Below are 12,116 nucleotides of genomic sequence, written 5' to 3'. Positions count from 1 at the left end.
AAAACTGCGACAGGGGAAAGCGGCCACCGGCGCGCTTCCCACACCCTGATCAGAGCTAACAATCAGCCACCGGGGGCCGAACGCACAGGCTGCGTCTGTCTCCCTTACAGGATTCGTGCATGTCGATATTCTCCCAGGGCCTGATGCCCGCCGCCGTCAACCATGTCGCCCTTACCCCACTGAGCTTCATCGAGCGCACCGCTGCCGTTTACGGCAACTACCCGGCGGTCATCCACGGCGCCATCCGCCGCAACTGGGGTGAAACCTATCAACGCTGCCGCCGCCTGGCCAGCGCCCTGGCTGGCCGCGGCATAGGCCGTGGCGACACGGTGGCGGTGATGCTGCCCAACACGCCAGCCATGCTCGAAGCCCACTTCGGGGTGCCGATGATCGGCGCGGTGCTCAACACCCTGAATGTGCGCCTGGATGCCGAAGCCATCGCCTTCATGCTGCAACACGGCGAGGCCAAGGTGCTGATCACCGACCGGGAGTTTCACAGCGTCATCGAGGCGGCCCTGAGCCTGCTCCAAGACCCGCCCCTGGTGGTCGATGTCGACGACCCTGAGTACGGTGAAGGCCGCGCTGTCAGCGACCTGGACTACGAAGCCCTGCTGGCCGAAGGCGACCCGGATTTCGCCTGGGAATGGCCTGATGACGAGTGGCAGGCGATATCGCTGAACTACACCTCCGGCACCACCGGCAACCCCAAGGGGGTTGTCTACCACCACCGCGGCGCCTACCTCAACGCCATTGGCAACCAAATGACCTGGGCCATGGGCCACCGCCCGGTGTACCTGTGGACCCTGCCGATGTTCCACTGCAACGGCTGGTGCTACCCGTGGACCATCACCGCGCTGGCCGGCACCCATGTGTTCCTGCGGCGGGTCGACCCGCAGAAGATCCTCACCCTGATCCGCGAGCACCGGGTCACCCATCTGTGCGGTGCGCCGATTGTGCTCAACGCGCTGGTGAACATGCCCGAGGCCGCCAAGGCCGCCATCGAACACCCGGTGCAGGCCATGGTCGCCGGCGCCGCGCCGCCGGCGAAAGTGATCGGTGCCGTGGAAGAAATGGGCATCCACGTCACCCACACCTACGGCCTGACCGAGGTCTACGGCCCGGTGACGGTCTGCGCCTGGCACGATGAATGGCAGGACCTGCCACTGGAGGACCGGGCGCGGATCAAGTCGCGCCAGGGCGTGCGCTACCCGACCCTCGACGGCCTGATGGTGGGCGATCCGCAAACACTCGAACCGGTGCCCCGCGATGGCAACACCCTGGGCGAGATCTTCATGCGCGGCAACACAGTGATGAAGGGCTACCTGAAAAACCCCGAAGCGACTGCCGAAGCGTTCCGTGGTGGCTGGTTCCATACCGGCGACCTGGCCGTTTGGCACGCCGACGGGTATGTCGAGATCAAGGACCGCCTAAAGGACATCATCATCTCCGGCGGCGAGAACATCTCCACCATCGAAGTCGAAGATACCCTCTACAAGCACCGCGCGGTGCTGGAGGCCGCCGTGGTCGCGCGCGCCGATGAAAAATGGGGCGAAACGCCGTGCGCCTTCGTCGCGCTCAAGCCGGGGCACGAGCACACCCGTGAAAGCGACATCATCAGCTGGTGCCGCGAGCACCTGGCCGGGTTCAAGGTGCCCAAGACCGTAGTGTTCGGCGAACTGCCCAAGACCTCCACCGGCAAGATCCAGAAATACGTGCTGCGCGACCGGGCCAGAGACCTCTGACGCCGTAACGGCCCTGTCGCCGACAAGCCCCCATCAATTTGCCCGAGCTCCCCGCCCATGACTGACTACACCGCCCCACTGCGCGACATGCGCTTCATCCTCCATGACGTGTTCCAGGGCCCGGCCCTGTGGGCGCGCCTGCCAGAGCTGGCCGAGCGCATCGATGCACACACCGCCGACGCCATCCTCGAAGAAGCCGCCAAGGTCACCGCACAGTTGATCGCCCCGCTCAGCCGCAACGGTGATGAGCAAGGCGTGCACTTCGACGCCGGCACCGTCACCACCCCGGATGGCTTCCGCGATGCCTGGCGCACCTACCGCGAAGGCGGCTGGGTCGGGCTGGGTGGCAACCCCGAATACGGCGGCATGGGCATGCCGAAAATGCTTGGTGTGCTGTTCGAGGAAATGCTCTACGCCGCCGACTGCAGCTTCAGCCTGTATTCGGCGCTGAGCGCCGGTAGCTGTCTGGCCATCGACGCCCATGCCAGCGAGGCCCTCAAGGCCACCTACCTGCCGCCGCTGTACGAGGGCCGCTGGGCCGGGACCATGTGCCTGACCGAACCCCACGCCGGTACCGACCTGGGCCTGATCCGCACCCGCGCCGAACCCCAAGCCGACGGGCGCTACCGTATCAGCGGCAGCAAGATCTTCATCACCGGCGGCGAGCAGGACCTGACCGAGAACATCGTCCACCTGGTGCTGGCCAAACTGCCGGATGCCCCGGCCGGCGCCAAAGGCATCTCGCTGTTCCTGGTGCCCAAATACCAGGTGGCCGCCGACGGCAGCCTGGGGCCGCGCAATGCCGCGCACTGCGGCTCGATCGAACACAAGATGGGTATCAAGGCTTCCGCCACCTGCGTGATGAACTTCGATGACGCCAGCGGTTACCTGGTGGGTGAACCGAACAAGGGCCTGGCCGCCATGTTCACCATGATGAACTACGAACGCCTGTCCATTGGCATTCAGGGCATTGGCTGCGCCGAAGCGTCTTACCAGAGCGCCGCCCGCTATGCCAACGAGCGCCTGCAAAGCCGTGCGGCAGTAGGCCCGCAAGCCCACGACAAGGCCGCCGACCCGATCATCCACCACGGTGACGTGCGGCGCATGCTGCTGACCATGCGCACCCTCACCGAAGGCGGCCGCGCTTTCGCCGCCTACGTCGGCCAGCAACTGGACCTGGCGCGCTATGCCCAGGACGCCGCCGAGCGCGAGCACGCGCAGCGCCAGGTGGCCCTGCTCACCCCAGTGGCCAAGGCATTTTTCACCGACAACGGCCTGGAAAGCTGCGTGCTTGGGCAGCAGGTCTTCGGCGGCCATGGCTACATCCGCGAATGGGGCCAGGAGCAGCGCGTGCGCGACGTGCGTATCGCGCAGATCTACGAAGGCACCAACGGCATCCAGGCCCTCGACCTGCTGGGGCGCAAGGTACTGGCTGACGGCGGCCAGGCCCTGGCCGGCTTCGCCGCCGAAGTCCGCGCCTTCTGCGTGAGCGCGCCGTTACACCGTGACGCCTTGCAGGCCAGCCTGGTGCGGCTGGTCAGCACCAGTGAGTGGTTGAGCGCACGGGTGAACGAGGACGCCAACCTGGTCAGCAGCGTGGCGGTGGAGTACCTGCACCTGTTCGGCCTGACCGCCTACGCCTACATGTGGGCACGCATGGCCGCCGTGGCCCACGCCAAGCAGGCCGAAGACCCTGAGTTCCATGGGGCCAAGCTGGCCTGCGCCGCGTTCTACTTCCAGCGCGTACTGCCACGTGGCCTGGCGCTGGAGGCGAGTATACGGGCGGGCAGCGCAAGCCTCTATGCCATGGCACCGGCGCAGTTCTGAGCACACTTATCTACCGCCCGTGGGCGTCTGAGTTGATGCCTCCTGTTGGCTCTCAACCGACAGGAGGCGCCCATGCCACACGCCATCAACCCCCACCAACACCTTCTCGAGCAGCAGCTACCGGCCTGGGCCAGGGAGCTGTCACCGGCTCACTGGCGGCATCTGCAGCAGGCCCTGACACCCGCGCAGGGTTTGCCTGACGCTCAAGCCGCGTGGTTCGCCAATGCCGCCCCCGACCTGCGCGAGACGGTGGTAGCCAGCCAGGCCCGCCTGTTCGCAGCCGAGCGCGCCCTGGCCCGCTCACTCAAGGGCCTGAAACAGATCAGCGAGTTCGCCGAGCCACTGCTTGGCGAGCATCTGCGTGATGCCTTTGGGCTGGATAGCTCAGTGCGTGACGCACAGCTGATGCGGATTTACCGCACCTTCACCTGGCAGACCTACGTCAGTCACCACGAGCGCGAGAGCCTGCTGCACGCGGCCTTGCACAATTTCACCGAGGATGTGACGTTCAGCCGTGACAGTGCAGTGGCGCTGGCACGCGACATCCAGGTCAAGCGCTGCGTGGTGGTGGGGCAGACCACCTTTGGTGATCAAGACACCCTGGTGGATATAGAACTGGATTCCGAGACCTACGCCATCACCCCGCTGCAACTGGCGCCCCAGGCCTTCGCCCGCGCGTGCCGAGAGCTGGACCTTGGCCAGCGCTATCAGGAACACCTCGACGCCCTGTTCACCCCCGCCCCGGTCAGGCATGCCTTCATGGCGATGTGCCAAGCACGCCTGCGCCTGGACGCCGACGTGGCGTTCATGCGCAATCGGGTGACCGCAACGGCAGTGGATGCAGTCGCGGCCCTGGTGGAAAGCCGCACCACCCTGCCTAGCCTTCAACTGAGCCTGTTTGGCATTACCCTGCATGAGGCCCTGCTGCTTGATTTGGGCAGCGCCGGCCTGCTGCTGCATTTGCCCGGTCACAAGAGGGCGTTGCGGCAGGCTTCGCACTTCGATGCGCTTCACGATGACCTGTGCAGCGACTTGCTGGATCCGCTGTTCCGCCAGCAATTTCTGGCCTATGTCCCCACGGCAAGCCACGCCGAGTTCATCGACCGCCTTCGGCAAAACCTTGATGCGGCAGGCGATACGCCCCTCGACCAAGCCTGGCCGCTACGCGCAGATGCCTCGTTGTACCTGGCTCGATGCGCGATCGACGGGGACCCGTTCGCTTTTGCCTACCACGACCACCTCGCCCGCCTCAAGGCGCAGGCGCGCCTGGTCGCGGTCCCTACGGCCGAGGTCGATGAACAGGCACGCAAGCGCCGTATCGCCCAATGGGAAAGCGCTGGCCTGAACGCCCTGATGATTGCAGGCGCCTTCATCCCTGGCGTTGGCACGCTCATGCTTGGCGTGGTGGCCTGCCAGCTGCTCGATGAAGTCTACGAGGGCTACCAGGCCTGGGGTGTGGGAGACCGCCACCTGGCCCTGCGTCACCTGGAGGCCGTGGGGCTGAACCTGGCAGTGATCGGCGGCTTGCATGCCGCTGGCAAGGTCCTACCGAAACTGTTCAACAGCCCGCTGATGGAAGGCCTTGACCCGGTCGCCAAGGCAGACGGTTCGCAACGGCTGTGGCGCGCGGACCTTGCAGGCTACGGCAACGCAATCGAACTGCCGTCGACCCTGCAACCCAACGCATTGGGCCAATACGCCCATGAGGGCACGTGGTATATCCGCATGGATGGGCAGTTGTATGCGCAGGGTCTGGACAGCGACACGGGCCGCTGGCGAATCGTGCACCCAAGTGACCAGCAGGCCTATCAACCCGTGTTGGAGCACAATGGTGACGGGGCCTGGTGGTGTGAACATGAAGCACCTCAAGACTGGTCGGACAGCCAGCTTGTACGCCGCCTGGGCCTGGCGCTGGAGGCACTGGACGACCGCGAGCTGGGCCATGCGCTGAAGATCACTGGCGTCGATCGCTGCCGTCTGCAGGCCATCTATCTAGCAGGTGCCCCGACCCCGGTCCTGCTCGCCGATACCTTGGAGCGGATGAAGCTTGCCAAGCAATTTGCCGACCTCCCCCCTGCAGCCTTGATGGCAGCGTACGAGTACCCACCCAACCTTGCCGAGCAGAAATTGCGCGATGCATTCGCGCACCTGAGCACCCCGCTGGCAGCACGACTGCTTGCGCGCCTTTGCGTCGCCGAACAGGCCGACTGGGTGGGTACCGGTACTCTCCCCAACTGGCTACGCGCAGAAGCTGAACAGGCCAACGCCGACCTGCCGCTCTCCCGCGCGCTGGAAGGCCTCTATGTGCCTGGCCTGGCCAACGCCGACAGCGATCGGCTGGTGCTGGCCTGCCTGGAGCGACAGCCTCAATGGCCGGCGGCGCTGCGCCTGGAAATTCGCGCCAACAGCCCAGATGGCCCGCTTCTGATGGCCATTGGCAGCGAGTCGGCAAGCCAGCGTTGCCTGCTCCTCAAATCAGCGCAAGGCTTCGAAGCCTATCGAGGTGAGCGCCCCGTCCCCGACACCGTTCATGGGGATCTCTACCAGGCCGTGTTCGCCGCTGCGCCAGCCCCCCTGAAAGCTGCTCTGGGCGATGTCGAAACCCTGCAAGCGCGCATCCGCCACTTTGCCGAGACAGACCGCCAGGCGTGGCCGGCACGGCTGTGGGGTATCGGGGCCAAGCGCACGCCACTGCGCCTGCGGCTGGCCGGTGGCAAACCGACCAACCCGCTGCCGCCCCCCTCCTTGTCCCACAACGCATGGGCCGGACGGCTGCGTCGGCTGTTTCCGACCTTCACGCAGGAGCAGGTTGACCGGACGCTGGCCGACTGGCAACGCCACCTGCGCTCCCCCGAAGTCGAATTGCTCAATTACGAAACCCGCCTTCGACGACTGCGCAGCGACCTGAACGGCTGGGCGGCGCTCGCGCCACATCGGCAACGTGCTATCGCACCCATCGTCAACGCCTGGCGGCGCAATTCGATACGCTGGCTGAATACCGGCGAGCGAATCGCTTGCCTCAACCTCACAGATCTCCATCTGGAAAACCACGACCTGGCCACCCTCAGCCTTCCCGACGGGTTCACCCATGTGGAGGATCTGGACCTCAGCGGCAACCCGTCATTGAGCGAAGTGCCAAGCCAATGGTTTCAGCGCATGCCTGGCCTACGGCGGCTGACCTTGGCCCGCTGTCGGTTTGCCCGCCTACCGCACCTTCCCGAGGCAGGCGAATTGAACTGGCTGGACATAGAGCGAAACCGCATCACCTGGGATGAGGCGGCGCAGATCGCCCTGCAGCGGCTGGACTCGCTACGGGTTCTGGACCTCTCTGACAACCCTTTGCTCAGCGCTCCAGACATCTCCCGGCTGTCCAACCTACGTTCGCTGTTCATGGTCAATTGCAGCCTCACACGTTTACCCCAGGGGCTGGAGCGCTTGGAATCGGCCGCGGTGGTGGACCTGTCCGACAACCCACTCCAGCGCTTGCCTCGGGACTTCACCCTGCCGCGTGAGACCGCCAAGGTGCTGTGCCTGGAAAGCGAATCCCTGAGCCTGCCCATCCGCGAACAGATCGAGGAGTACTACCAGCTCCATGGGGTGGACCTGTTGGTGTCGGACACCGACTATCAGCCGCTGCTAAGCGGGGCCAGTGCGCAGCGACAACAGCTCTGGTTGCGTTTGCCGCTGCAGTACCGTCGCGATCTGCGGGCACTCATCGAGGACCTCGATTCGTTCGATGACCCTGCACCCGGCTTCGCCAGATTGTGGCGCCGTCTTGAGCGGCTTGATCGTGATGCAACCTTCAGGGAGATGGCATTGATGGAACCGGCAAGCAGCCTGCTCGACCTTTGACGACGCACGCTGCCCAAGGGCTGCGCGCGGCAGGGCTAAAGCGCGGGGCGCCTAAGCCCTGCATCGATTCAGTGGGTCACATCCAGCGCGTCGCGAGTCAGGCCCAGCATCGCCTCGCGCTCGGCCTGTGCCCGTTGCACCTGAAGCTGTGTCACCTGCTGCAGACGCGTGGCCTCGGGCGCTTGATCATCGGACAGCAACGCTTCAATACGCGCACGGTACGGTTCATCGAGCTCATCGAAGCGCTGCCGATAAGTACGGCGAAGGTATTGCTGCCAAAAGTCCCGTTCAACCAGCGAGTGGGCGACCTGCTCGCTGGTTTCGGCGGCCAGCACGCGATCACGTGCCCGTTCAGCACGTACAACGTCGACCTCGGCAAGGTAGCGAAAGCGCATGGAAGTGATCTGCACCGGCAAGTCCAGATCGACGCGCAGTGCCAGCCGATAGGCCAGCACCACCTCGATCTCGTCCGGGTCCGCGCCAGCGTCCCGGCGTGCGAGGACGTCCTCCAGGGCAATCCGATCAACAAACTCCAACCGCCACAATTGCCGTCCCAAGCGCAGCAACGCCTGCTGCGTGTCGCCCGCAGCAGCGTCGTCGTGCTCTGCCTGCCACACCCGCATCCGCACTTCAAGGTCACAAAAGCGCAGGGCAACGCTGTCCTGACAGGTCACCGCCTGGGCATTGGCGAACAGTTCCGTGCGCAAGCCCGCATCTTCGTCCATGGCCTGCAACATGATCAACACACGGTCACCCAGGTCGCGGGCCCCCGCTGGGCTGCGAAAGTCAGCCGTTTGAGTGAGGCCATTCAATAGTTCGAAGAACGGCTCCGAGCCATCGTGGGCCTCGACCAACGCCCATACAGAACCTAAGTCGTCGCGGCTTGGCGGAGCGATTGCGTCCAGCCAGCGCATCCGCGGAAACGTACCGGGCCCCTGCGGCACCTCGAACGGGAGGGGCAAGCTCAATGCCGTCTGCAGCGCCTGCGCTTGTTCCGCGCTCAACGGGTTGCCGTGCAACCAGACGCGGCCCTCGCCCCACACTCGCGCATGAAAAAAACCGGTGGGCAGCTCTGCGATGCGATTGTTGCGCACGTCGAGCGTATGGAGCCGCGAGCAATTCAGGACGCCATAGGGCAAGGCCTCGATCTCGGTGTCCTGGAGCCGCAACTCTGTCAAATCGGTCATGGCACTGACCGAGAAAACCCGCCCAAGCGGATTCTCAGACAAATTGAGGTAGTTCAGCTGCTCGCAACTGGCGAGGATCGCGCACTGGGCAGGGTTCAGCGTAATCCGGTTGCGGGTAAGGTCCAGGCATTGCAGCCGACGCAGGCTTTGCAGGTGCATGGGCAGTTGGGTCAGCTCATTGCCAGGAAGCTCCAGCACACGCAGGTTGCCAAAGGCCCGCAGGAAACCGTCAGGGAGCGCGCTGATGCCCATTTGGCGCAATGACAACACCGCCACAGCGCGAAAACGTACCTGCTCCGGCAGATCCGGCAACCCGCCCGTACGCGCGCCCATCTGACTCCACCACAGCTCAGTGGGCTCGGGCCGCTGGCGGGCTTCTTCCAGCGCGCTGCGTTGCCAGCATTCGATCAATGAACGACTCAAGTAACGCCGCTGCTCGCGCTGCTCTTGGGCAACCTCCTCCACCCAGCCCTGCAGGTGACGCTCCAGCATCTGCAACTGCGCGCGCAACCTTTCCAGCAAGGGCTCGATGCGCTGCCCGGTGGCCAGCACCTCTCCCACCCAGGTGTCGATCTGCAGTTGGTCCAGGTCGGGAAACAGCCCGTGCACCCTGTCACTCAACACCTGGGGCCTCCCCTGGCGAGTGCCTCGCCAGAACCTGCGGCCACTGAGCATATAGCCAAAGCGGCCATCGCCCAGGCGCTGAGCTGCACAGAGGCCTTGTACACGAGCAGGCGACAGCAAGCGCTCTATCTGCTCAGGCCGGGTAGCCGCCTGCTGCCTGAGTAACGCGCGTAGGCTTGCCCCCCTCGGCGGCGTCAGCCCCATGGCGGCACATTGGCTGTCGCTGTAGGCAGAGGCCATGACCTCGAACAGGCCGCCGGGCTCACCCAGGGTGACGTGGTGCTGATCGAGCAGCAGGAAGCGCCCACTGAAGTGAACCAGGTAGAAATCATCAATGCCCGCTTCACTTTCGGCTAACACAGGGCCGGCGAGGCCGCCCTCCAGGAGATGCCAGCGCACGCCCGACGCAGCCCCCGCAAGCTCGTCGAGCAAACCGATGGCGACGCGGCCCAGGTCGGCAGACTGCGGCAGGTCGAAGCACAACGCCTCCATCACCCTGATGCGGCGGATGCGCGCAACGCTGGCCCTAGCAGACGCCCCCACGCTCATCGGCACCCGCCGATCGACCGTCAGGCGCTGGAAGTCGCTCACATCAGCGGCGTCCAGCAAGGCTTGGGCGGCAGGATGATGCAGCGAGGGAAAAACCTGGCGCAGGAGGGCGACCGCCGGAGAGTCGCTGGGCTGGACGCTGTCATAGACCCTCTGCAGCAATTGCCGCTGCTGCAACTGCAGCTGGCCGGCAAGCTCAGCGCCGGATAACCCACCGGCATTGCGCAGCAGTTGAGCGTGCTGCAGGAGCGTAAGGTCGCGGATGGGCTCGTCGGTCCCCAGTTGCTGGATCAGGCGAACAATCCGCCGTTGCAGGTGAACACGCCGGACCGTGTCGGTTAACCACGGATCAGGCTGTTGACGCGCCATGTGCAACGCCCTCAGGTTGTCTTCGCCGAGGCCGTGAATGCTCAGCACCGTATCGATATCTGCATCTTCCAACGTGCCGAACATTCCACCCAGGCGGCGGAACATGTCATGGCGATCGGTCCACCGCGAGGGCTGGTCGCTCGCCAGCCGCCATGCCCCACCGCCGTTGCCGAGCACCAGGGGACCAAAGCCTTCACGGGGCATCAACTGCCACGCGCCGTCAGCCACGCGCTGACGCACCGGGTAGTGATGCCCCTGCATCTCAATCCACGCCTGGCTCCCTTCGTGGCGTACACCTTGGGCGTCCGCCGCAGCCTGCGGTGCCGCGCCGCGGAACGCAGTCGGGTCCTGGCTCCACAATTTCGCCCCCCCTTGCTCCAGTGGCGCCGATACCATGCCGTCCACCCACGCTGAACGGGCCCAGCCGCGACGTGCGAGGGTGATACCGCCGACGGTAGCGCCAGCCACGGCAAGGTCCACGGCAACGTGGGTCAGATGGTCCAATGCAGCCGCTGTGTCGCCATCACGCCAATCTTCGATGCCGTGAAAGGCTTCATTCAGCAGTTGCCAGGCCATGATCGCGAGCAAACCTGCGCCTACCGCCGGGATGAAAATACCTGCCACACCGAGCAATGCCCACCCTTGCGCGGCCAGCCAACGCTCATGGTCACGCTGCACAGCACGGTCGATCTGTGCGACCGGCGGCGCAATCATCGCGGCGTCATCTTTGATCTGCTGGACGCGCGCCGCAGCCAGGTGCTCGAACAAGGGGCGTGGGTAGTCACGCAGGTGTACGTCCAGATCACGGCTGGCCCAGATCGCCACGTCATGGTAAAGCGCGATCACAGCCGTGAAGAAACGTTGGCTGTCGCGACGCCGCACGAAACGGCTGAAGAAGTTTCGGTAACCGGCGTCGCGCAGACGGTGGCCAAGCAGCTTCCGGGCGAACTGTTCAAGGTCAGGGAAGGCGCTCCAGGGGCCATGAGGGTCGCCGGGTATATAGGCCAGTACCCGTTTACGGGTAGCGTGCAGCCAACCCGCTTCGAGCACATCGAAAATGATGATCTGTTCCAGGTCGCAGCCCAACACACGCAGTTGCTTGGCTACCACCCTGGCACCTGCCAACTCGGGCAATCGGCCATCCCGACACAGCCCCAATACACTGTGCAGCTCTGCCTCGCTGAGCACGCCTTCGGCCTTGGCTTGGCACGCGTCGACGAGCAAGGTTGAGCGCTGCAATTGCAGCATCAGCGAGCGCACATCAGGTACTGCGGACGCCGGGCCCGTCGCCGCGTCCAGACAGGTATCGAGGTGCCTCTGGTAACACGCACCCAAGTCCAGGTCCCGGCATAGCCTGGCGAATTCAACCGCCGTCGGCCGGGACAGGTGAGCGCCCGCCTCGGTGACCAAGGCGTTCCCAGGCAACTGTTGGTCGGCCTCATCGCCGACGAAATTGTTGAGCGCAGCTTCAAGCAACGGTACCTGAGCATATTCCGGCCGCCAGACAGGGGCCCGACCTGTAAAAAGCTGCTCGCCTGACGGCACCAGATAGCCTTGACGAAAGTACAGCGTGGCGACGTCGAGCTGCAGTCCGAAGTGCTTGGCCAGCGCCTCCTGTAACTGCGCGTGGACAAAATCGCTGATGCCCTGGATACCTTGCAACCGGGCTGCCAGTTGCTGCCGACAGACCAAGCTGCTCTTCAGGGCAGTGCGCCACGCGTCCAGTTCATCGCGATCGAGCCTGCGCACCCAGTGAGGCAGGCGCTGTGCCAGCAAGTCATCCTGAAAAGCCTCTTCCAACGTATGGATATCGGTGCTGGAGCTTCCCCTGTCGTCGACCATGGCTTGCTTCCCTTGACGTGAAAACTGCAGCCTAGGGTGCACGGTCCACTGCCGGAGGCTAGATAGCTACTACCCGCTCAGCGCAGGGCGATCGCCATGGGGGCAACACCCGGTATGGCCAACG

4 protein-coding genes are annotated in these 12,116 nt (G+C 64.7%); 3 read left to right on the top strand and 1 reads right to left on the bottom strand.

Annotation, left to right across the window (positions count from 1 at the left end; translation table 11 throughout):
- The first annotated feature begins 119 nt into the window (after positions 1–119).
- From APH34_RS14915 to APH34_RS14905, 3 genes are all read left to right on the top strand, one after another.
- A complete protein-coding gene (locus APH34_RS14915) occupies positions 120–1,742 on the top strand; it encodes an acyl-CoA synthetase (RefSeq protein WP_054901800.1) in 1,623 nt (540 codons plus the stop codon).
- A gap of 57 nt (positions 1,743–1,799) precedes the next feature.
- Positions 1,800–3,569 (top strand): acyl-CoA dehydrogenase C-terminal domain-containing protein, encoded by a 1,770-nt coding sequence (locus tag APH34_RS14910; RefSeq protein WP_054901799.1) that lies wholly within the window; start codon positions 1,800–1,802, stop codon positions 3,567–3,569.
- Between the two features lie 72 nt (positions 3,570–3,641).
- Positions 3,642–7,421: a dermonecrotic toxin domain-containing protein gene (locus tag APH34_RS14905; RefSeq protein ID WP_054901798.1), complete on the top strand. Its 3,780-nt coding sequence runs from the start codon at positions 3,642–3,644 to the stop codon at positions 7,419–7,421.
- A gap of 68 nt (positions 7,422–7,489) precedes the next feature.
- Here APH34_RS14905 and APH34_RS14900 read toward each other — a convergent pair whose 3' ends face one another.
- A complete protein-coding gene (locus APH34_RS14900) occupies positions 7,490–11,992 on the bottom strand; it encodes an NEL-type E3 ubiquitin ligase domain-containing protein (protein WP_054901797.1) in 4,503 nt (1,500 codons plus the stop codon).
- Between the last annotated feature and the right edge of the window lie 124 nt (positions 11,993–12,116).

Origin of the sequence: Pseudomonas sp. NBRC 111131 (assembly GCF_001320525.1) — a bacterium.
GTDB lineage: Bacteria > Pseudomonadota > Gammaproteobacteria > Pseudomonadales > Pseudomonadaceae > Aquipseudomonas > Aquipseudomonas ceruminis.
This window is presented reverse-complemented; position numbering and strand designations above follow the sequence as displayed.